This window comes from Actinomycetota bacterium, assembly GCA_014360655.1.
GTDB lineage: Bacteria > Actinomycetota > Geothermincolia > Geothermincolales > RBG-13-55-18 > JACIXC01.
Genome location: JACIXC010000013.1, coordinates 80,645 through 102,461, shown reverse-complemented (window position 1 = coordinate 102,461; position 21,817 = coordinate 80,645). Strand labels below are relative to the sequence as shown.

Sequence of the window (21,817 nt, the reverse complement as noted above, 5' to 3'; positions counted from 1 at the left end):
GCTCAACGAGATCCTTTGCAGATGGAATTACGTGTACAATTACGTGAGACCACACCAGAGCCTGGGTTATCTCACCCCCATGGAGTTCCTGAAGGCGTGGATGGAGGAGAGCAAGGATAGGGATGGAGTGTTCACCATGTAGTGAACCAGCACACGTCGCCCTTCTGCACGGGTATCTGGTCCAGCCGCGGCGCCTCCCTGCTCCCCTGTGACGGGGCGCGGCGGGCCCTGCCCACGCGGTCCAGGATGACCTTGACTCTGGCGGCCAGCTCAAGGGGGCTGAAGGGCTTGGGCACGTAGTCGTCGGCGCCTCCCCGCAGCCCGATGACCTTGGACTGCTCGTCGTCGATGGCGGTGAGCATGATCACCGGGATGTCCCTGGTCCTGTCCTCCGACTTGAGCTTCATGAGCACCTGCCATCCGTCTATCTTGGGCATCATGACGTCCAGGATGATGAGGTCGGGGTCGGTCTCATCGACCATCTTCAGTCCTTCCTCCCCATCGGAGGCGAGAAAGACCTCGTAGTTGTCCAGCCTCAGGTTGAGTTCCACGACGTTGGAGATGGCCGGGTCGTCCTCGATGAGCAGGATGCGGTACTTTTCCTCCTCTTCCGCCGCCATCTTCACCTCCGGCTCCTCCCGCGAGCGGCCGTCGCGCCCCTTTCGCGCGCGACTAATAGAGATTTCGTCATCGTCTACCGCTTCCTTAACAACGAACCACGGCCCTACGCGGCCGTGCGCGAGGTGAGCCGGGCAGGCGGCGCGGGGTTGGGCGTCACTCCTTGCGGCAGGGCGAAACGGGCGAGGTCGATCGGACAGGATGGGTGCCTTGACGGGAGAAGGTCACTTCGTCCGGCGGTCGACGAAATAGGTGCTCCCGGGGATGGACTTGGCGTAGCTCAGCGTCTCCTTGGCGATCTCGCCCACCTCCCAGTGGGTGGCGATCCTGCGCTTCTGGTTGCTCGCCACCCCGATGCTCAGGGTCATGATGGGGATGTAGTTGTCCCGTCCCAGCCTGTCCACCAGGATGGAGTAGCCGCGCTTGAGGTCCTCCTCCCGGTAGAAGGAGGGGACTTTCTCCTCGAAGTCGGATATGATGCGCTCCGCCACGGCGGTGGCCTTCTCCGGCGTGGTGATGACCACGAAGTCGTCCCCGCCGCCGTGGCCGATGAAATCGTCGTAATTGCCCAGGTTGCGCACCGTCTCGTCCACCACGGAGGCCAGCTCCCTGATGACCGCGTCCCCCTTCGGGAACCCGTAGATCTCGTTGTAGGGCTTGAAATTGTCTATGTCTATGTAGAGGGTGGCGAACTTGAGGTTCCTGGCGATGCGGCGCTTCGTCTCCGCCTCGATGGAGATGTTGCCCGGCAGGCCGGTGAGGGGGCTCACGTCGCGCTTCTGCTTGGCGCGGATGAGGTTCACGATGATGCGCGCCACCAGGTCGGAGAAGTCGAAGGGCTTGGTTATGAAGTCGTCCGCTCCAGCCTCGATGCTCGCCACCTTGTCCTGGGGCTGGGTCTTGGCGGAGAGCATGACCACCGGTATCTGGTTGGTCCTCCCGTCCGCCTTGAGCCGCCGGCACACCTCCAGCCCGTCCATCTCCGGCATCATGATGTCACAGAGGATGAGGTCGGGCCTGACCTCCTGCGCCAGCCGCAGGGCCTCCTCGCCTTCCTGGGTGGTGAACACCTCGTAGCCCTCCACCTCCAGGTTGAAGCGGATGATGTCCAGGATGTTCTTCTCGTCGTCCACCACCAGGATCCTGGCCGGAGCGTCCCTTTTCTCCATGGCTTTCCCTCAATCCTCCTCTTCGTCCGCGGCCCTCTCCATGGCCGGCGCTCGGGTGTCATCCCCCGTCCTTCGCGGCGGAAGGGCGAGGGGCAGCGTGAAGTGAAAGGTGCTTCCCCTGCCGAACTCGCTCTCCACCCAGATGCTCCCCCCGTGCGCTTCCACGATGCTCTTGCTCAGGTAGAGTCCGAGGCCGGTCCCGTACACCTCGCGCGTGGCGCGGTTGTCCACGCGGTGGAACTTCTCGAATATATGGGGTATATGCTCCACCGGGATACCCACCCCCTGGTCGCTGACGCTGCACTTTATGAGGTGTCGCTGCACTTCCAGGGAGATGACGATATCCCCTCCCTGCGGCGAGTATTTCACCGCGTTGTCCACCAGGTTTACGAAGACCTGCTCGATCTTGTCCGGGTCCGCGTGCACCGTTATGCTCCCGCTCGGCGCCCTCATCCGGATGACGTGATCGGAGGTCTGGGAGCCCAGCTTCTCCACCACGATCTCGACCAGCCGCAGCAGGTCGAACTCGCGCTTCTTGAGCTCCATGCGGCCAGAGTCGATGCGGGACATGTCCAGGAGGTCGGAGATGAGGCGCGTGAGGCGGTCCGTCTCCTCCTCGATGACCTGCAGGAACTGCTGGCGGGTGCCCTCGTCGAAGCTGACGTCGCTGCGGCGCAGGGTGGCCGTGTAGGCCTTGATGGAGGTCAACGGGGTACGCAGCTCGTGCGATACGGTGGACACGAAATCGGATTTGGCCTGCTCCAGTTCCCTCAGGGTGGTGACGTCGCGGATGACGGCGATGATGCCCAGGCGGTTTCCGGGCTCCACCTCGATGAGGGAGGTCTCCACCTCCAGTACCCTCCTGTCCGGGGCGGGGAGCTGTATCTCCTCCGCCATCTCGGCGCCCGCGTTGAGGCTCTTCAGGAATAGGTTGGCGATACCGGGGATGTGGATGACCTCCTTCACGTGGCGCAGGTTGATGTAGGGGAAGGGCGGCAGGTTGAGTATCTTCTCGGCCGCCGAGTTGACCAGGATGACGCGCGCCTCGTTGTTCACCGCGATGACCCCGTCGTTGATGGAATAGAGCATGGCCTCGGTGCGGCGCTGGTCCTCGGTTATCAGGCGGTAGAGGTTGGCGTTCTCCAGGGCGATGGCCGCCTGGTAGACGAAGAGGCTTAGCAGCCGCACGTCGTCCTCGCCGAAACCGCGTTCCTCGGGGTGCATGGCCACCTCGAGCACCCCCTTGGTAACTCCCTGCCAGGTTATGGGGATGGCGATGTAGGAGAGGGGGCCCGAGAGGCCTTCTCCCCACGGCCCGGCTTGCGCGGGGTCGATTCCCGCCAGGCGTAGTGGCTCACCCTGCGCGGCCGCCTGGCCCGCGCGATATTCGCCGGGACGGAATGAAAGCCCCAGGGAAGACCCTTCCAGGCCGTGGACGGCCTTGATCCGGTAGGATTCGTCCTCCTCGCGCAGGGAGAGGACCCCGATTTCCGCCCCCACGAGGGTCACCGCCCTGTTGAGGAGGAAACCCACCAGGCTGCCTATATCCTGCTCGCGTACCAGGGAGCGGCCCACCTCGTAGAGGGCGGTCTGTTCCTCCACGCGGCGGGCGATGAGCAGCAGGAGGTCGTCCCGGATCTCGTCCACCTTCACCCTCTCCGTGATATCGTCGAGGATGAGCACGGACCCGCTGGACGGCTCGAAGCCCGCGCGGATGGGCGAGACGCGCACGGAGAGTATGCGCTCAGGGTTGCCGCGCAGGCGCACCTCGAAGTTGCCGGCGGCGGCCCCGTCGTGGCGGCCCTTCGCCTCCTCCATGGATTGCAGCAGGGCCTCGTGGTCGAGGGGAGAGGACTCCAGGACCTCCCGCAGGGTGCGTTCGTTGGGCGGGATCTCCAATCCCAGCAGGTCGCGCGCCGCCTGGTTGGCCAGGATCACCTTCCCCGCCTGGTCGGTCACCAGGAGCCCGCTGCTCATGCTGCTCACGATGACCTCGCTGCGCGAGAGGACCATCTGGTAGAGCTCCGAGCGGGCGATGGCCGAGGCCGCCAGGTTGGAGAGGGTGGCCAGCATCTGGAGGTCCTGCTGGTGGAAGGCGCGCTGCCTGCCGGCGGCGAAGCAGAGCACCCCCATCAATTCCCCGCCCATGAGGATGGGCGTGGCTATGACCGACTGCGTTTCTTCCAGGGCGGGTTCGCAGATACCCGCGTCGTTTTCCCGCCGGGAACGGTCGAGGATGACGGGCTTCCTCTCCAGGGCCACGCGCCCCACGAACCCCTCCCCCACGGCCAGCTCGCCTCCCTCTTTCGGGCCCTGCTCCGGGACTATGAAGTCCTGCAGCTTCAGCTTCCCGGTGTTGCGGTCCAGCAGCCAGATGGAACCCAGGTCGGCGTGGATGAGGTCGGCGATGGCGGCCAGGAGGTAGTGCAACGTCTCGCCGAGGTCGACCTTCTCCATGAGCTCGGAACTGAGGGTGTAAAGCGCCTCTATCCTCTCCGCGCGACCGTGCTCCCGGCGGTCGAGCTCCGCCAGGATGGAAAGGAAGACGGATGCGCACATGAGAACGAGCACGTTGACCAGCAGCGGGGCACCGTCCTCGCCCAGGGAAATACCGGCGAGAGAGCAGGCCAGCACGTAAGCGGCGCCGCTTGCCGCGGCGAGGCAGAGTGTCACGGTCCAGCGGTTGTAGAAGGCAGTGGTGGCGACGAGAAGGAAAAGGAGCGGGAAGAGGGGGCTCGCGATGCCGCCGCTCTCGTATATCAGGTAGCAGCAGAGGGCGGCGTCTGCTGCAGGCAGGACGAGCCCGGGCTTCCAGGCACGCTCCTCGATACCCCGCCGTCGCAGGAGGTGGTAGGCCAGGCCGAGAGCGGCGAAGGAGGCCGTCACCGCGGCCCATGCGGCGTAATGCACGCTATCCCCCGTGTACAACGGGTAGAGCGCGATGACCAGAAACGCCATCCAGTGGGACAGCGTCATGAACCTCGTCGATCTCATGAGGCTTCTCCTTTTCCACCCATTAGAATATCGTTTATACCCATGCCGGCCTTGAACGGCTGCCTGCGGGGGTCGGGTCGGAGCCGGGGCGGCGCAGGCGGTGCAGGGGTGTGGAACGCAGCTCGAGGCGGGGATGAGACCAGGCGCCGGCCCGGCGCCCGGAGCCGCTTTCCCCGCGCGCTTCCCCGCGCGACACCCGCCGGACCGCCGTCAACCTGCTATCATAGGCTGGGGAGCGCAGGCCGGGGGACCGCATGCGGAAGAGGAGGATGCATGGCCCTGCAAGTGGGGATAATAGGGCTGCCCAACGCGGGTAAATCCACCATCTTCAACGCCCTCACCAGGGCGGGCGCGGCTGTGGCCGGCTATCCCTTCACCACCGTGGACCCCAATCACGGCGTGGCCTACGTGCCCGACCCGCGGTTGGATGCCGTTTCCAGGGCCGCAGGGTGCGAGAAGACCGTCCCGGCCGACCTCAGGGTGGTGGACATCGCCGGGCTGGTGGAGGGGGCGCACCAGGGCGAGGGCCTGGGCAACCAGTTCCTCGCGCACATAAGGGAGGTGGATGCCGTGGCCCACGCCGTCCGCTGTTTCTCCTCCCCCGACGTGGCCCACGTGCGCGCCGACCTCGACCCGCGCGCGGACATTGACGTGGTCGAGGCCGAGCTCATGCTGGCGGACCTGGCTGCCGTGGAGCGGCGGAAGGAGAGGATCGCCAAGGCCGCCCGCAGCGGGGACCGGGAGAAGGCGAGGGAGATGGAGGTGCTGCTGCGGGCGGAGGAAGGGCTGCAGCGGGGGGTCCCGGTGCGCCGTCAGGACCTGGGCGCGGAGGAGAGGGAGCTGCTGGCCGGCCTCTTCCTGCTCACCGCCAAGCCGGTCATCTACGTGGCCAACCTGGGGGAGGAGGAGCTGGGCGCGGAAGGTCCCCTGCTGCGGGCGGTGCGGGAGAGGGCGGCCGAGGAGGGGGCGGAGTGGGTGGCCTTCTGCGCCAAGCTGGAGGCGGAGATCGAGGAGCTGGACCCGGACGAGGTTAGGGAGTTCCTGGAGGCGTACGGCATAGAGCGTTTGGGATTGGAAGAGTTTGCCAGGAAATGCTACGTCCTGCTGGGACTCATCACCTTCTTCACCACGGAGTCGGGCGAATGCCGCGCCTGGCCCCTGCGCGAGGGAAGCAGCGCCGTGCAGGCGGCGGGGAAGATACACACGGACATGGAACGGGGTTTCATCCGCGCCGAGGTCATCGGGTGGGAGGAGTTCACCTCCTACGGTTCCTTTCACGCCGCACGAGAGAAAGGGGCCGTGCGCGTCGAGGGCCGCGATTACGTGGTCCGCGACGGCGACGTCATCCTCTTCCGCTTCTCCTGACGGGCCGCTTCTCCTGACGTGCACGCGCCTCCCGGCACGCCCTTGCGGGATGGAAAACATCACCACGCCCGGAATGCATGGAACAGCGGAAGCGCGGCGCCCGGTTGCGGTTCCGTTCATGCCGGGGCGGCGCCGGCGATGGATGGCGGCGGCGCACCCGTGCCTTAAACCTCGGATTTCTTCAACAGGTGGCTGATGACCTGGGAAGCGCCGGAGTGGGGGTCTATCTCCCGCGTCTCAACCATCTTCTTCACCAGCTCCACCATCTCCGGGTCTTCCTGCAGCGCGCGCTCCACCGTCCTCTCGACGCGGCGGTTGATGATCTCCTGGAGCTCGGCCAGGATGCGCTCCCGCGCCTTCTTTTCCAGCAGCCCCCTCTCCTGGAGGTAGTGGTGGTGCTCGAGGATGGCATCGGCAAGCTCGTCCACTCCCTGCCCGGTGGTGGCCACGGTGCGGATCACGGGCGGGACGCGGTCCTCGCTCCGGTGGGACATGTCCAGCATCATGGTGATCTCGGTGAAGGTCCTGCCCGCGTCCTCGCGGTCGGCCTTGTTGACCACGAAGATGTCCCCGATCTCCATGATGCCCGCCTTCAACGCCTGGATCTCGTCGCCGCCGCCGGGCATGGACACCACCACCGAGGTGTGGGCGAGCTTGACTATGTCCACCTCCACCTGGCCGGCGCCCACCGTCTCGATGATGACCATGTCCTTGCCGAAGGCGTCCAGGATGTTCACCGCGTCGTTGGTGGCCACGCTCACGCCCCCCAGGGAGCCTCGCGTGCCCATGGAGCGGATGAAGACCTCCGGGTCGGTGGCCAGATCCTGCATGCGCACGCGGTCCCCGAGCACCGCGCCGCCGCTGAAAGGGCTGGTGGGATCTATGGCGATGATGCCGACGCTCTTGCCACGCGCGCGCATCTCCTTGGTGAGGGAGTTGACCAGCGTGCTCTTGCCGCTGCCCGGGGGCCCGGTTATGCCGACGATGTGCGCCCTGCCGGTGTACTCGTGCAGGCGCCGGATGGGGTCCCGGGCCGCGGGGTCCCCGTTTTCCACCAGGGTTATGAGCCGTGCTGCCGCGCGGCGGTCTCCCTCCAGGAGACGGGTGAGTAGGTCGTCCATGTCGCCTCCTTTATAAGCATTCCCGCCTCTATTCTTCACATTGAGGCGGGGGCTGTCAAAGGTGAGGGGACGTTGGGGTGTGGGATTTTCCCGCCCGCCCGTTGTATGCTTCACCCATGCGTTACGTGAAGGTCGTGGACGCGGCGCGCGGGACCACCGTGGCGGAGAGGGTCGGGGTGGCCGAGACGCCGTCGTCCCGGAGGCGGGGCCTCCTGGGAACGGACACCCTTCCTGCAGGAGAAGGGCTGCTCATCGCGCCCTGCCGCCAGGTCCATACCTTCGGGATGCGCTATCCCATCGACGCCGTCTTCCTCGACGGTGGGGGCCGGGTCATACGGGTGGTTCACCGGCTGGGGCCGCGCCGGTTGAGCCCCATGGTGTGGCGGGCGCGGGCGGTCCTGGAGCTCCCCGCGGGGACCGCGGAAAGGGCGGGGATCGACGTAGGTGATGCCTTGGAGATCATCAGCCATGAAAGGTGAGGGCAGTACAGGCGGGGAATCGCCTTCGTGTCGCCGCTCACGCCATGACCATCGTACGTGCAAGCCCATCGTAGAAGGCATGACGCCTTGCATGCGAGGGCAAGATAGGGGAAGGGCACGCCTTCAGGTCGCCGCTCCCGCCGAGACCATCGTAGATGGCGTGACTCCTTGAACGCGAGGGGAGAACAGGCCGGAGGATGCGGCCGGAGGATGCGCCCGAGGGCGGCGCCATGCCCGCCCGGAAAGACCGGCCTTCGCAAGGGAGGTGCGCGCGGCCACAACCCCGCGCGATGGGCCCTGCCCATGCCGCGATACCGTGCCGTGAAGGGCGGTTCCGGCGGGTCCCGGCAGGCGCGCGCTTGTTGTCGGCCGCATTCCCGAACCTTTATCATGGATGCCATGATCTCTTGGAGGATAACCAGGTTTTTCAGGCAAGGCGGGGCGGAAGAGGTCGACGACCGCGTGGCCGTAGAATCGCCCCTGGAGATCATCGTCAACGGCATGCCGCTGGTGGCCCTCATGCGCCTTCCCGGCATGGACAAGGAGCTGGCGGTGGGCTTCTGCCTCACCGAGAAGGTGATAGAGAGCGTGGCGCAGGTGACGTTGCTCAAGCACTGCGGGAGCATGGAGCGCGAGCTGGCGGAGGGGCGCGAGGTGGAGGACACCGCCCTGGACCGCGGCAACGTGGTGGAGCTGGAGGTGGAGAGCCCCCGGGGAAGGGAACGCTTCGCCCCCACTTACGTGGTGCGCACGGGATGCGGGGGGGCGGACCTTTCCGCGCTGGGGGACATCCGGGAGGGATGCGTGGCCTCGCGCCTGCAGGTCCCGCTGCACGTGGTGCTGGGGCTTGGGGAGAAGCTGGCGGGGGGACAGGAGGTCTTCCGCGCCACCGGTGGCACCCACGGGGCGGGCTTCTTCGACGCCGAGGGGCGGGCGCTGGTGGTGGCGGAGGACGTGGGCCGCCACAACGCCCTGGACAAGGCGGTGGGGTGGTGCGCCCTGCGCGGCATCCCCCTGGAGGACAAGCTGCTCATGCTCTCCGGCCGCGTGAGCTACGAGATGGCCCTGAAGGCGGCGAGGGTGGGCATCCCCGTCGTGGTCTCCCTGGCTGCCCCCACCTCGCTGGGGCTGCGCGTGGCGGAGCGCGCGGGCCTCACCGTGGTGGGGTTCTGCGGCGGCGAGAGGTGCAACTTGTACACCCACGGCTGGAGGGTGACGCCGTGAACCCGGATTTCACCGCGGCCGTCCTCGCCGGGGGAAAGGGGAAACGCCTCGGCGCGGACAAGACCTCGCTGTCCATGGGCGGGGAGCCGGTGCTGGCGCGCATCATCGCCGTCCTTTCGGACATCTTCTCCCGCATCCTGCTGGTGGGGCAGGAGAGAAACCACCTGCTCGCTGAATTGGCCGGTGACAGGGCGCGCGCCGTCTTCGACCTGCTTCCCGGAAAGGGCCCCCTGGGCGGCATCTACACCGCACTGGAATATTCTACCACCCCTTACGTCTTCGTCATGGCCTGCGACATGCCCTTTCCCCAGCCGGGGTTGATCCGGCGGCTGCTGGAGGAGGCGCCGGGGTGGGAGGCGGTGGTGCCCAGGCGCGGCGAGTACATCGAGCCCCTCTTCGCCGTCTACGCGCGGGAGGTGAAGGAGAGGATAGGGAACAGGCTGCGGGAGGAGCGCCTGAAAATACACGAGCTCACCGACGAGCTACGGGTACGCTACCTCGAGGAGGAGGAGATCGCCGAGCACGACCCCGAATTCCGTTCCCTGCTCAACATCAATACACCGCAGGACCTGGAGAGGGCCCTCCGCCTTCGCTAGGGGCGCAAGAGGGCCGTGTCGGACGGGCAATCGCACGAGCGCATCCGCCCCCGAAAAGCCGCGCTTTCGGAGGCCGTGAGGCGGGATGGCGGGGAAATGCGCCGGGGAAAAAGCGTGCACGGGAAGCGGTTTTCGCGCTTGCCGTGATTTCGACGGCCGCAGCGAGAAAGCTCTTGGGCGACCCGGAAAACCATGAAACCCGCTCCTCGAGCCGGGGAGCGACGGGCGCGGGGGAGCGGGACGGGGAGGCGGGAGCACGCCGTGCCGGGGGCGTTCGTGGCTTGGTGAGGACTTGGTCGGGGCAGAACGGAAAGGCGCTCTCACCGGAAGAGGCTGGCGGCGCCGTGAGCGACGAAGCCGCCGCGAAGAAGGCAGTCGAAAAGGGATTCCGCGGTTTACCAGAAGAGGCTGAGCACGCCGAAGGCGATGAAGATGGCGCCGGAGGCCCGTCGCATCCATACCGGGGGGATGACCCGGGAAAGCCCCGCACCCACCAGGGCACCGATGAGGGAGGTGGCCCAGAGGGCCAGGGTGCCGCCGAGGAAGACGAACACGGGATGGGAATACTTGGCGGTGAGGGCGAGGAGGGATAGCTGGGTCTTGTCGCCCAGTTCCATGAGGGAGATGAGGAGGAAGACGGAGATGAAGGGGTTGCGCGCCCGCTTCGCCTCCCGGCCTTCCTCGCGCCCTTCGCGTCCCAGCAGGGTGACGAGACCGAAGAGGATGAAGAGCGCGGCGACCCCGTACCCCACGACCGCTTCCGGGAGGAGTTCGTAAAGCGCCGCCCCCGCGGAGACCGCCAGCGCGTTGAGGAGGGCGAAGGCGGCGGCGGCCCCGAGGAAGACCGTGCGCAGTGAATAGCGGCCGGCCAGGGCCAGGATGACCAGTTGCGTCTTGTCTCCCAGCTCGGCCACGAAAAGGAGACCGAAGGCGGCCAGGAAGGCTCTCCACCACATGGGTCAAGGTTACCACGGTGCGCATGGCTTGCCACCCCGTGCTACGCGACCTGCACCTTTTCGCGCCCGCGCCCGGGGAGTCATCCGGGCGCTGGGTGCTGTGCCGTTTCGGTAAGCGCTTTCCGGATTGAAAACGATCGGGAGACGGGCGCCGGCCCCGTTTCTTATTCCACCCGGGAAGGTGATAGAATCTTTCACTGAGCGGCCAGCGCCGACTTGCGACCCGCGGGATCCTGCGGGGCGGGCTGCCGCGGAGCTGTGCGCGATGATACTCGAGCATGCGGGAAAGCTCGCGGCGGTGGGTTCGGGGGTCGGAGGCGTGTGGGCTACGGGAGCGTGTATGCTGCGTGGGTAAGACCTTGCCGGCGATATTCGAGAGGTTCATCGACCTCAACCGCAGGCTGAGCGGCGGTGTCGAGCCGTTCCTGCCGCAGGCGCGCGAGAACATCTTCCTGCTCTACGAGGAGAAGGTGGGGGAGCGGGTCCTCCGCGCGGACGGCCAGGTGGTCGTGGACGTGGGGGGCGGGAAGTCTTGCCCTTTCGCGCATTTCAGAAGGGAAGGTTCGCGGACGCGCATCGTCGCCGTTGACTGCTCGGAGGAAGAACTCCGGGAGAACGAGGACGTGGACGAGAAGGTGGTGGCGGACGTGACCCGGGGGCTTCCCTTCCCCGATGCCTCCGTGGACATGATCGTGTCACGCTCGGTCCTGGAGCACCTGAGGGACGTAAGGTCTTTCGTAGCCGAAGCGCGGCGCGCACTCAAGGAAGGAGGGTATTTCATCCACCTCTTCCCGTGCAGGTTCGCTCCTTTCGCCATGATAAACCGAGCCCTCCCCCATGCCGTCTCGCGCAGGCTGCTCTATTCCCTCGTCCCCGAGACGAAAGGTATCGGGGGATTCCCCGCGGTATACCGTGATTGCTATTACTCGGCCACGCGGCGTGTCCTGGAGGACAACGGCTTCGAGATAGAGGATATTATCACCAGTTATTACCAGTCACCCTATTTCGCCTTCTTCCTCCCGTTCTATCTCCTCAGCGCCGCGTACGAGCTGGCGGTGCAGACCCTGGGGGCGAAGAACCTCTGCGCCTACCTCCTGGTGGTGGCGAAGAAGTCGGGTTCCGCCGAGGATAAGGCCCCCCGGGCTTAACCGCGCTCCCATCCCCGGACCCGCCCCGGGCACCGAGGATCATCAGGGTCCCGCATGGCGCCGCGTCCGCGCGGCATGGGCGACCGCGTCGGGGCTCGCTTTCGGGGACGGCGTGTCACGGGGACGCGGTCTTCGGGGAAGGCGGGCCCTCAACCGGCATATGTTTCCAGGAAGGCGGCGATGCGGCGCGCGTACTCGTCGCCCGCCACCAGGGAGACGTCGTTGTGCCCCGCGCCGCGCACCAGGTAGAGCTCCTTGGGTTCCGGGGCCGCCCGGAAGAGCTCCTCTCCCTCCTCCACGGGTATGAGCTCGTCGCGGTCGCCGTGGATGACGAGGACCGGGCAGCGGGCGCGCCCGATCTTGTCCAGCGAACGGTATTCCTCACCCAGGGGAACGCCGCGGGGGAGGAAAGGGAAGAGCCGGCGGGCCACGCTGGCCAGGGAGGTGAAGGTGGACTCCAGCACCAGGGCCGCGAGCTCCCTGTCCCGTGCTATCTCGCAGGCCACCGCGCCGCCCAGGGACTTGCCGAAGACGACGGTCTGGCGGCCGCCGACGCCCTTCTCCTCCAGCCACGCCAGGGCGGCCTCCCCGTCCAGGTACAACCCCGCCTCGTGTGGCTCGCCGCCGCTCTTGCCGTAGCCGTGGTAGTCGATGAGCAGCATGCGGCAACCCAGGGGCTCCAGCTCCCGGCGCACCAGGGACCAGCTGTAGACCTCCTGCGCGTTGCCGTGCAGGAAGAGGATCACCGGGGTCCCCGCGGGCTCCGCCCACCACAGCCCGTGGATGCGCACCCCGTCCCGGCACTCCATCCACACCTCCTGCGCCGCCCCCGCCCAGCGCGGCGGCGGCATGTCCGAAGGCAGCCGGTCCGGGTAGTAGAGGAACCTGCGCGCCAGGCTCTCCAGCCCTTTCATGATCTCATCTCCCCGTATCAGACCGGGCAAGATAAACCCGCCGCCACAAGTTTATCAAATTCCAAAGCCGGTCAAGTCCAGGAGAGCGCATTTGAAGCAATTGGAAAGTGCCGACAGGAAGCCGGAAAAATGCGCGTTTTGAGACCTGACCCTGGTTGCTTAAACGGGACTTTACCCGCTCCCGCCTCGCAGGCGGTAGACCTGGAATCCGGCCTCCTTGAGGAAGGCGGGCATGGCCCTCACCGTCTCGCGGTCGTAATCCCTGACGTCCTCTGGGAGTTCCTCCCAGGGGACGAGGTGAGGGCTCGTTTTGCGCTCCAGGTCCTTCTTCCCGGGGTGGTAGGTCCACCCGTCCGCCAGCCGCTCCTCCATCCAGCGCTCGTGTTCCATGCGCGCCATGAGTTCCACCTCCCCGGGGGAGAAGGTGAAGGGTTCCGCGTCCCAGTCCTCAAGGGGCCTGATGTCGCACCCCACCGCCCGGAGCTTGCTTCCCACGTGGTCCGCCTGGCTGCGGTTGGATTCCTTGAGGTCCTCCGGCAGCGCCTCCCAGGGCACCATGGAGGGGTTCGTCTCAGACGTGAACCCGCGTTTCGCCTGGTTGCGCAGGTATTCCTCGTGGATGGCCCGGGCCAGGAGCTCACCGACGCCCGCGAGCAGGAACTCCGGCTTGCAGGTCCTGTCCAGGAGGGGAAAGGTATGCAGGTTGGAAAACCTTGCCATATCACCTCCTCCGCCCTCCACCAGGGTCGCCAACCCGGCCCGGTGCGCCATGCGCACCACCACCGGTATCTCCCCGTTCCCCAGGCAGCGCACCAGGGTGAGTGCGGCGTAGAGGCCCCGGGAATCGTTGTCCAGGCAGACGTACACGGAGGTTACCCCATCGCCGCCCGGATCGAAAAGGAAATCTGCGCGCCGGAAGGCGGAGGACTCCACTTCCATCTGCAGCGCGCGGAAGAGGCATGTCTTGCGCAACTGCGGGTGGCGCAGGCACAACGACTCCACCTTCTCCTCCGCCACCCTGTCCACCACGCTCACGAGCAGCCTCCTGCCGGAAGAGCGGTAGTGGGGATGCCAGGTGCGGGCGGCGTGCAGCACCAGGCTCTCCCCCAGGTTTCCCAGGCCCACCACAAGGAGGTGGGGACGCTCCGGCGCGACCCCCTCCCCTCGCGGGGTGAAGGGAGGGAACTCGGCGAGCAGCGCGCGCGAGCCCGCGTCGAAAACGTTGAAGAAGTCCAGGCGGAAATCGCCCGCTTGTCCCAGGAAGAGCTCACGTTCCCGCACCAGGTCGCAAAGCGCGGGGTCCGCGATGTGGGCGACGCAGTGGAGAGCCCGCCCCTTGCGCCCGCCGGCCAGCGCGTGGGCGTGCACCGCCACCTCCGCGTTGGTGCCGTCGCCGCCGCACACGGAGACCAGGTACGCGGCGCGGTGCGCCCGCGCCTTGCGCAGCGTGCTCGTATCCGCGGCGTCCCCGGGGATGACCACCGCGCCCAGTTCCCGGCACTGCCCCACGCGGGGGTTGTCCCCGTCACGCTCGATGACCACCACGCGGTAACCCCGGCGGCGGAATTCGCCGGCGATGAGCAGACCCTTCCTCCCCAGGCCGCAGACGACCACGTGGTCCGCGAAGAGGCGGGCCCGCGTCCTCTGGAGCTCCTCGTAGAAGAGCGCCGCCATCGCCTGGATGACGGTGAACACGGTCACCAGCGGGGCCAGGATGCGCGCCGCCTCGAGCTGCCAGTTGAGGGGGCCGGATACGTTTCCGAACTCCAGGACGAAGAGCTGCAGGGTGGAGTAGACGATGTCCCAACCCGAATGCGCCCGCTCCGCGGCGGAATAATATCTTCCAAAACCTACCATGCCGAGGGCTAGGGCAAGGACCCACAGAGCGGCGATGCAGTACCACTGGTAATCACGCCAGGCGCGGCGCAGGGCCGTTCTCCAGGATGCGAGCAGGCCCCTGAGCTCCCTGGACCTACCGGTATCGCTTCCCCTTCGCCTCATCCGCTCACCCTCTCCCCCGGGGAGGTCGCCCCCCCGGGATACCCCCGGTGCCGCCCCGCACTGCCCGGGGCGCACCCCGCGGGCCTGCCGCGGAGGCCGGCCTGCGAGCCGGCCGGAGCCGGCGGACTTCGCCGCCGATACGCGAGAGCAGGTGCCCGGAATAAAATACCATGGCGGACGTGGAAGCGTCTCCCCCCACCGCGGCGGGATCGCGGCGTTGCGGGCGGGGGAAGACGCCCGGGTGTCACCGTTCTTTCGCGCGCGGCGCGCGAGCGGCGCGTCGGCGAACCCGGCCTTCGCGGGCCGTGGCCTTCCCTCAGTCGCTCATGCGCTTGCCGCCCCAGCGCTGCACGATCTTGTCGTCGTACTCGTCGGCGGTGGAGACCACCGCCCGCGTGGAGGCGCGCAGCTCGTTCTTGTCGCAGGTGGAGCCGACGATGCTGTGGATGAAGAATATCTCCCCGTTGCTTCCCACCGCGAAGGAGCCGAAGCGCATCCTTTCGTTGTTTTCCAGCAGGTAACGCAGCAGGTCCGGCGTTAGCTCCGTGCCCTTGGTCACCATGGCCCTGGTCTCTATCACCGCCTCATCCTCGCCCCAGGGGAAGACCACCACCAGTGCCAGGGTGCTGCCCACGTCCACCACGATCACCGGCTGGTCCTCGGGGAAGCGCGCCAGCTCTCCCCAGATCTCCTTCATCCAGGGCACTATCATCTCGTAGACGTTCTTCTGGGCCTCCGTCTCGAACGGCATCCGTCATACACCCCCTTCCTCATCTGCCTTTTCCTCCCAGGTATCCCCTTCTATCTCCACGGCCGTCAGGCCGGCTCCCTCACCGCCGACCTCGAGTTTCAGGGTCACCTTGCGCTGGGTGATGAGATAGGGGGCCAGCAGGGATGTGACCTGTTCATCGATGAGGCGCTCGAGCTCCCCCTGGGAGCAGCGTCCGCCCGCCTTCTCGGCGAGATAGCGTACCAGGTCGCTCTCCCAGCAGACGTCCACACCGCGCTTGCGGTAGCGGTTCCGCATTTCCGCCAGGAAGAAATTCTCGAGGAACCTGGATACGGATTGCGAGTCCATGTCGTCTTCCGCGATGACCAGGTCGCAGAGCTTGAGCAGCTTCTCGCCCAGGAAACCCATACTCTGGAAGCTGATCTCCTGCGCGTCCCTTTCCTTTGATCCGAAACCCACGGGTCTGTGCGCCTTCTCTACGCCCCCGGCCGTGAGGATCACGATGGTATCGCATAGGAAGACGCGCTTTCCGTCGGCGAGCGTTATGTGGCCATCATCCAGGCCTTGCGTCACCACCTCCTGCACATCGGGGTGACAGGAATGCATGTTGCGCAGGCAGAGAACCGACCACGGCATCTCCATCACCCGGTGCAGGGGCAAGCGGTCTTCGTAGCCGACGTATCCCGGTCCTGCGCCGATGAGCATGGAAAGGCTGTAGGGTTGGCTCATCCTTCCCAGGTCGATATCCACAACCCTCTCCCGCGCGCCGAGGAGTTTCTCGGCGATCACCATGGCGAGGATGCCCGCCTTTTCGCCGGCATCACCCCCCATGAGGATCACGGCGTTGGGGCGGGCTGATTTGAAGTCCATGCTGCGCACGGTGACCCGCAACCTACTGGTGAGGCCGTCCACCTGGTCTGGTTTCATGAGCCCCATCTGTTTCAGGGCTTCCGCGAGGTCCAACAGCCTCTTGTCCACGTCCAGGGGCATGCCCACCATGGCCTCGACGACGGAGGCCGCCTCCTCCGCGTCCACGGAGCCCCTGCCCCCGGCGACGGCATGGGCCACGCAGTGCTCGAGCAGGTCCACGGCCTTGTCCGGGAAGTGGCGGTTCTTGAGGTAGAGCCCGGACATCTCGATGATGAGGTCCAGCACCCCGTCCGGGGCCTCAACGCCGCGGGTCTCGCGCAGGTGGTCGCGCAGGGTCGCGAGCACCTCCCGGGTCTGCTCCGGGGTCATCTCCTGCACCCTGACCGGGGAGAACCTCCTTTCCAGCGCGCGGTCGGACTCGATGTGGATGCGGTACTCGTCGTCCGTGGTGGCGGCGATGCAGGCGATGTCGCCCTTGGCCAGGGCCGGCTTCATGACGTTGGCCAGGTCGCCGGTGCGCATGCGCCCCCCGCTGCCGATGATGGTGTGCGCCTCGTCGATGAAGAGGATGATCCCCTCCTGGGAGGCCTCCTTCACCAGGGCGGACATGCGCTTCTCCGGCTCGCCGAAGACGCCGGCCCCGGCCATGAGGGTGGAGGGCTGGACCTCCACGATGCGCACGCCCCGCAGGGCCTCGCTGACCTCGCCCGCGGCTACGCGACGCGCCAGTCCCTCCACGATGGCCGTCTTGCCCACCCCGGCCGGGCCCAGGAGTATGGGGTTACGCTTGGTCTGCCGGCACAGGGTGACGATGACCTGCTCGATCTCCTCCTCGCGTCCCACCACCGGCGGCAGCTTGCCCTGCCTGGCCAGCTCGGTGAGGTCGCGGCCGAACCGGTCCAGGGTGGGGGTGGGCTGTAGGGATCGCTTCGGCGCGGCGGTGGCAGCGGTGGCTCCCGTGCCGGATCTTCCCCCTTCCCCTGCCGCCGCCTCCTCCGCGGCACCTGCCGGGAGCGGGCCTCCCGCCTGAGGGGTAAGGCCGGCGGCCTCGATGACGATGGCCGCGATGTCCCTCTCGGAGATCTTTTCCGCGCCGCGCTGCTGCGCGTGCTGTGCCGCGCGGGAGAGCGTCTCCTCGGGACTCAGGGTATTGCCCGCTTCCCCCCGGGTCAGCTTCAGGTTGATATCCTGTGAAAGGACGCTCCATTCCACCGATGGAGAAAGGGATTCCAGCATGGCGGCATGGCGTTCCAGAAGCACTGTCAACCAGAGGTAGACGCCGGTGGTCTCCAGACCGCGGGAGAGCTTGGCCTTCTCCACGCCTTCAAGGATTTTCTTTGCCCCCGGAAGGACTTTTTCGTCTTCAGCCATTCCCGACCCCCCTTGGCTCCCCCGTCATCACCGGCGTTGACGCCTTTTCCGCGTTTCGAGGCAGCTTGTAAGAAAATATTACTACCATTCTTCCTTCAATGAAAATATCGACCTCTCCGCGTTTTCTCGCGGGGTGAGGGCGCAAGGGATATGCATCCATCCCCGTTCTCGCGGGCGGGGGACTAACGCCTCCTTTTGTTTGTGTGAGGGGGACGCGAGCCCTTACCGGCATCCCCACGAATGGCGGAGAAGGCCGCGGATACGAACCCCATTGCCCTTCACGCTTCACCCCCCACGTCCCCCTCGCCGCTTATATGCGCCTGGCGGGGATTTCTCGCGGGCCGCCGGCGTGTTTCTCACGGAAGTCCGAAGGATTTATAATGGCTCACAAGAGCGGGCCGGGGGGATACCCGCTGCGGTTGATGCTTCGCGTGCACGCTCGCCCGGGGGGATCGAGGCGGGGGTGCGCCGGAGGCGGAAGCTACCCCGAAGCGTGGGCTTACAAGGGGGCAAAATGACCGGGATCACCAGGGAAGAGCTGCTGGGACTGATCGAGGAGGCACGCGCGGGGAACGAGGGAGCCTGGAAGAGGCTCAGGGATGCCTACGCGGAAACCCTCGCCCGTTATGTCAAGGAGTTCGTTCACGCCCATTTCCCAGTGCTCCTGCAGGTCACCGACCTCGACGAGTTCACGGGCGACGTGGTGCAAGAGGTGTGGGAACAGTTCCTGCTGCGCTTGCGCCGGCCACCGGGCGAGAGAGGATATGACCCTTCCAGGATTGCCCACCCGGGGTCTTTCCTTAAGTGGCTCAGGGAATATTTCGTCGTTCCCAAGATATGGGAGCTCGGGAAAAAGGCGGCGAAGGCGGTACCGCCGGAGTCACTCGGGGGCGACGATGAGTTGCGATGGGTCGTGGACGGGGAAACGCCGACACCGGAAGAGGTGATGATGCTCGCGCGGCGGGTGCGGGAGGAGCTGGTGGCCTCGTGGTGGGTCCTGAAACTCGCCTTCCTCTGCGGGGGTCATCCCCACCAGCAACTGGCCTTCGGCTTCTCCAAGCTTATCTACGGGAAGGAGAGCCCGCGCGGGGTGGAAGGCAACCCGAAGAAGGTGGACGCGGAGCACGGCGCCACGCCGCTGCGGCCGCTGGGCGAGGAATTCCTCTCCGCCTACGCGGCGGCTTCCCAGCTGGGCGAGGAGGCGGTACGGGAGTGCCTGGGGCCCCTGCGCGAGCGCCTGCCCCTGACGCTGGACGAGATCATGGCCCTGGACCGGGCTTCATCGAGGCGGTACGCGGAGCTGCTGCCGTCGCGGGCCGCCGACACCTGCCTGCGGGATTATTACCGCCTCTCGCGCCGGGGCTACACGGCCGCCATCCCGGATTGGTCCTACAAGCTGGAAAAGCGGGTGCGGGAGGTGCTGGGGGTCTTCGCGGAAAGTGAGGCGGCCGCGTCTTCCCGTGCGCGGGACGCCTACGGGAGGTGCAAGCTGCGGCAACTGCCTCCCTGCGCAGGGAAGGCGCGCTGCGTCGCGGGTGATGGCCGCGGGGCGTCACGGTCGGCGCGGGAGGAAAAAGGGAAGAAGGGGAAGAAGGGGAAGGACTCCGCGCGAGAAAAGAGCCGCGGAGACATATAGGCAGGGGGAGTGGAAAGCGGAGGTCGTGACGTGGAACATCCCGACGAGATGGCGCTCGTAAGGTACGTGAACAAGACCGCCGCCGAGGAGGAGGCCGGAGACCTGGCGCACCACATCTTTCTCTGCACGGACTGCCTGGAGAAGGTGGCCGCCCTGCGCTACCTGAGGCGTCATCTCGACGGGCTGTGGGATCGCTGGACGGCGCGGGAGCACGGGCGCATCCTCCTGCGGTGGAGGATAGCGGAGGTGCTGGTGGAGGCGGCGCACGCCGACCGAGGCCTGCTTGAGCGCGCCTTCTCGTGGTTGCAGGCCATGCCCGGGGAGGCGGGCATGGCGGTGAGGATCATCGTCTCGCGCGAGGGGTCGGCGGCGGTCCCCCTCGACGTGCCCCCTGAGCTGGGATACGAGATCTTTCACTACCTTTACTCAACGGAGGAGCCTCCATGGCAGAAAATGGTAGAGCTTTTCGACAGGGCACACGAACAGCTTGCCGCCGGCCTCTGGGAGGAGGCCTCCGCTTCCCTGAGGGAAGCCCGGGCCGTAAGCCGGGAAGCCGCCGCTTTCTGCGAGCTGCGATTCCTGCAGTGGGGGCAGACTCACTCCCAGGTCTTGGTGGACGGCGAAAGGTTATGGTTGGAGGTCACCTGGAAGATGCATGCTCCGGGCGAGCTTCCCTGCCTGCTCCTGCTCCTTTCCGAGAAGGAAGGGGCCGTTCCCCCAGGGGCCTTGCCGAAATGGTCTCCCGCGCACGAGGACTTCCGCGCCGAATTCCCCCTGCCGGGGGAGGGCTACTACACGCTGTGCATCGGCCCCGCCGTCCCTAAGTTCCAGGCGGTCTTCTGAGTTGTCCCCCGGCAGGGTTGCTATGCCTGCGTTAACTTGCCTTTGCCGGAGCTTTTTCCTATCATGGTCCTGAAGATGTTCATGTTGCGCCTACTCAGGCGGCAATATCAAGGGGCAAGGAGGGCGAAGCGGGGGGAAAGGATCCACGATACCGTTTTCATCCAAAAGCTCTCCCTGGGCGTTCGCGAGCTTCCGGAAGGACTGGGCAAGTGTTTGACCTTATACCGTGAAGGGGGTAGCGATGAAAAACCTGGCCGAGAAATACGATGTATTTATTTCCTATGAGGGCAATACGGGAGAAGACTGCGCAAAAAAAGTCTACCATACGCTGACGAAGAAGGGATATAACGTCTTCTTTGATCGAAAAAATATGGGAGCTGTTCCCGACTGGATGGTAAAAGTGGACGGGATCATAAAGGATTGCCGCTACTTTATCTGCATACTGACGGCTGACGTCAGCTTGAGCAAAAACGTTTTAAAGGAAATCATGTCGGCAATGAAGCACGAAGGGAAAGGCCTGGAGTTTTACGTTTGCAGGCACGAGGATTTAAGTGAAGATAAGATTAGAAACGTTAAGGGAATCAGCGAGGATATAAAGGGCCGCTTGTTGGATGGATCGAGGATAATCTTCACGACCTGCGAGGACCTGGCAAGAAAAATAGCCAATAAGTTACCGAGAAAGGAAGGCGTGAGCGCCGGTGGTCACGGTGCCCAGGACTACATGGACGAGATCGCGGAGGGAACGGGCATCGTGCGCATTTTCAAGAGTAGGCGCGAAGAGGGGGAAGAACTCGCCAATGCCGTGAAGGGACAGATGGAGCAGTCCGGCGAAGAGGAGATCCTCATGATGGGAAACGCCTTGAGGGATTACTTCGCCCAACCTGCCGGTATAAAGCTGATAGAGAGCGGTCTTAAAGGAGGCGCCAGGTACAGGGTTATCCTTCTCAATCCCCTGTCCCCGGCGGCAAAACAAAGGGCGATCGTGGAATGCGGCGATGACGAAAAAGATGACGAGCGTTACAAGACCTGCAGCCTATTTAGAGATATTCGCGCTTCCACCGAAGAGATCATGAGATTGAGGAACTCAGCATACAAAGGGAAAATCATGGCCATGTTCTCGTCCCTTACCCCTACCATATTCATGATAAAGACGGAGCTATACACTTTCGTTGAACAGTACCATATCGGCAGCCTGGCCGACGCGGGGATTCAAAGGAAAGAACGTGGCAGGCATGTGTTGTGCTTGGGCGGATACGTCCCCATCTTCATGGTGCGCAACGATTCGATATTCGCGAAACTCATGATAAGCCATTTCAACAATGTATGGGAGAGTGCGGATGATTTCGAGAATGATTTCGAGAGGGTGTATGAAAAGATCAAGGAGTTCGACGAGGATCATGTCAGGTACAGGGGAATGCAGTTCATCGAGGAGGCAGCAAGAACGGCGCGTGGCCTGCTTGCAAACGGTTGGCTGGGCAAAGAGATAGATACGTTCAGGAAAGTCTGGAAATAGCCTCGCGGGAGAGGAGGCCCGGGGACGGGCGACGGAAAGCGGCGCCGATTGCTCGTGAACGGTGGCGGGTTTTCGTTGCGTTATTCCGGGGCGCTTGCTTGCGCGAGGCCGGTCCACCCGGTGCATGCGATTCCGCGACAGGTTCCCGCCGCGGCATTCCGGGGCGCTTGCCCGCATGCCGTGCCGGGACGGCAAGGGGGCTTCTCCCTGAGCTCTTGGCGCGCGAACGCGCGAAGGCAGGGTTCTCTCGAGTGATGTAATATCTCGGA

18 protein-coding genes are annotated in these 21,817 nt (G+C 65.5%); 9 read left to right on the top strand and 9 right to left on the bottom strand.

What is annotated here, in order from left to right; all coding sequences use genetic code 11:
• Nucleotides 1-142, top strand: a 142-nt coding sequence (locus H5T73_09855) for a transposase (protein ID MBC7248069.1), incomplete at its 5' end; no start/stop codon positions are given.
• Here H5T73_09855 and H5T73_09850 read toward each other — a convergent pair.
• The 3 genes from H5T73_09850 to H5T73_09840 all read right to left on the bottom strand — a co-directional run bounded on the left by H5T73_09850 (nt 132) and on the right by H5T73_09840 (nt 4,781).
• On the bottom strand, nt 132-626 hold the full coding sequence (locus H5T73_09850; GenBank protein MBC7248068.1) for a response regulator: 495 nt from the start codon (nt 624-626) through the stop codon (nt 132-134). The two genes, H5T73_09855 and H5T73_09850, sit on opposite strands and share 11 nt — an antisense overlap.
• Nucleotides 627-842: 216 nt before the next feature.
• Nucleotides 843-1,787: a response regulator gene (locus tag H5T73_09845; protein ID MBC7248067.1), complete on the bottom strand. Its 945-nt coding sequence runs from the start codon at nt 1,785-1,787 to the stop codon at nt 843-845.
• A gap of 9 nt (nt 1,788-1,796) precedes the next feature.
• On the bottom strand, nt 1,797-4,781 hold the full coding sequence (locus H5T73_09840) for a GAF domain-containing protein (GenBank protein MBC7248066.1): 2,985 nt from the start codon (nt 4,779-4,781) through the stop codon (nt 1,797-1,799).
• 273 nt (nt 4,782-5,054) lie between these two features.
• On the opposite strand from H5T73_09840, the gene ychF reads away from it, so the two are divergent.
• Nucleotides 5,055-6,146 (top strand): redox-regulated ATPase YchF, encoded by a 1,092-nt coding sequence (ychF, locus tag H5T73_09835; protein MBC7248065.1) that lies wholly within the window; start codon nt 5,055-5,057, stop codon nt 6,144-6,146.
• Nucleotides 6,147-6,310: 164 nt separating this feature from the next.
• On the opposite strand, the gene meaB is transcribed toward ychF, so the two are convergent.
• Entirely contained in the window at nt 6,311-7,267 is a 957-nt protein-coding gene (gene meaB, locus H5T73_09830) for a methylmalonyl Co-A mutase-associated GTPase MeaB (GenBank protein MBC7248064.1), read from the bottom strand.
• A gap of 125 nt (nt 7,268-7,392) precedes the next feature.
• Between meaB and H5T73_09825 the strand changes: the two genes are divergently transcribed.
• The 3 genes from H5T73_09825 to H5T73_09815 all read left to right on the top strand — a co-directional run bounded on the left by H5T73_09825 (nt 7,393) and on the right by H5T73_09815 (nt 9,566).
• Nucleotides 7,393-7,746, top strand: a complete 354-nt coding sequence (locus tag H5T73_09825) for a DUF192 domain-containing protein (GenBank protein ID MBC7248063.1) — start codon at nt 7,393-7,395, stop codon at nt 7,744-7,746.
• 390 nt (nt 7,747-8,136) lie between these two features.
• Nucleotides 8,137-8,970 (top strand): formate dehydrogenase accessory sulfurtransferase FdhD, encoded by an 834-nt coding sequence (gene fdhD / locus H5T73_09820; GenBank protein ID MBC7248062.1) that lies wholly within the window; start codon nt 8,137-8,139, stop codon nt 8,968-8,970.
• Nucleotides 8,967-9,566, top strand: coding sequence for a molybdenum cofactor guanylyltransferase (locus H5T73_09815; protein ID MBC7248061.1), 600 nt, complete (start codon nt 8,967-8,969; stop codon nt 9,564-9,566). The genes fdhD and H5T73_09815 overlap by 4 nt, the downstream gene beginning before the upstream one ends.
• 395 nt (nt 9,567-9,961) lie before the next feature.
• On the opposite strand, the gene H5T73_09810 is transcribed toward H5T73_09815, so the two are convergent.
• Entirely contained in the window at nt 9,962-10,522 is a 561-nt protein-coding gene (locus H5T73_09810; GenBank protein MBC7248060.1) for a TMEM165/GDT1 family protein, read from the bottom strand.
• 347 nt (nt 10,523-10,869) lie between these two features.
• Here H5T73_09810 and H5T73_09805 point away from each other — a divergent pair, with 347 nt between their 5' ends.
• Nucleotides 10,870-11,670 (top strand): class I SAM-dependent methyltransferase, encoded by an 801-nt coding sequence (locus H5T73_09805; GenBank protein MBC7248059.1) that lies wholly within the window; start codon nt 10,870-10,872, stop codon nt 11,668-11,670.
• 149 nt (nt 11,671-11,819) lie between these two features.
• Here the strand turns inward: H5T73_09805 and H5T73_09800 are convergent, their stop codons facing one another.
• From H5T73_09800 to H5T73_09785, 4 genes are all read right to left on the bottom strand, one after another.
• On the bottom strand, nt 11,820-12,584 hold the full coding sequence (locus H5T73_09800; protein ID MBC7248058.1) for an alpha/beta hydrolase: 765 nt from the start codon (nt 12,582-12,584) through the stop codon (nt 11,820-11,822).
• Nucleotides 12,585-12,755: 171 nt separating this feature from the next.
• Nucleotides 12,756-14,585 carry an NAD-binding protein gene (locus H5T73_09795; protein MBC7248057.1) on the bottom strand — a complete coding sequence of 610 codons (1,830 nt, stop codon included), beginning with the start codon at nt 14,583-14,585 and terminating at the stop codon, nt 12,756-12,758.
• A 316-nt stretch (nt 14,586-14,901) separates the two neighbouring features.
• The gene (locus tag H5T73_09790; GenBank protein ID MBC7248056.1) at nt 14,902-15,336 is read right to left on the bottom strand and encodes a YbjN domain-containing protein; all 435 of its coding nucleotides are present in this window, start codon (nt 15,334-15,336) and stop codon (nt 14,902-14,904) included.
• A 3-nt stretch (nt 15,337-15,339) separates the two neighbouring features.
• Nucleotides 15,340-17,505: an ATP-dependent Clp protease ATP-binding subunit gene (locus H5T73_09785; GenBank protein ID MBC7248055.1), complete on the bottom strand. Its 2,166-nt coding sequence runs from the start codon at nt 17,503-17,505 to the stop codon at nt 15,340-15,342.
• A gap of 565 nt (nt 17,506-18,070) precedes the next feature.
• On the opposite strand from H5T73_09785, the gene H5T73_09780 reads away from it, so the two are divergent.
• From H5T73_09780 to H5T73_09770, 3 genes are all read left to right on the top strand, one after another.
• Complete coding sequence (locus H5T73_09780) at nt 18,071-19,192, top strand: hypothetical protein (protein MBC7248054.1); 1,122 nt, start codon at nt 18,071-18,073, stop codon at nt 19,190-19,192.
• 9 nt (nt 19,193-19,201) lie between these two features.
• The gene (locus H5T73_09775) at nt 19,202-20,035 is read left to right on the top strand and encodes a hypothetical protein (protein ID MBC7248053.1); all 834 of its coding nucleotides are present in this window, start codon (nt 19,202-19,204) and stop codon (nt 20,033-20,035) included.
• 241 nt (nt 20,036-20,276) lie between these two features.
• On the top strand, nt 20,277-21,548 hold the full coding sequence (locus tag H5T73_09770) for a toll/interleukin-1 receptor domain-containing protein (protein MBC7248052.1): 1,272 nt from the start codon (nt 20,277-20,279) through the stop codon (nt 21,546-21,548).
• Nucleotides 21,549-21,817: the final 269 nt, after the last annotated feature.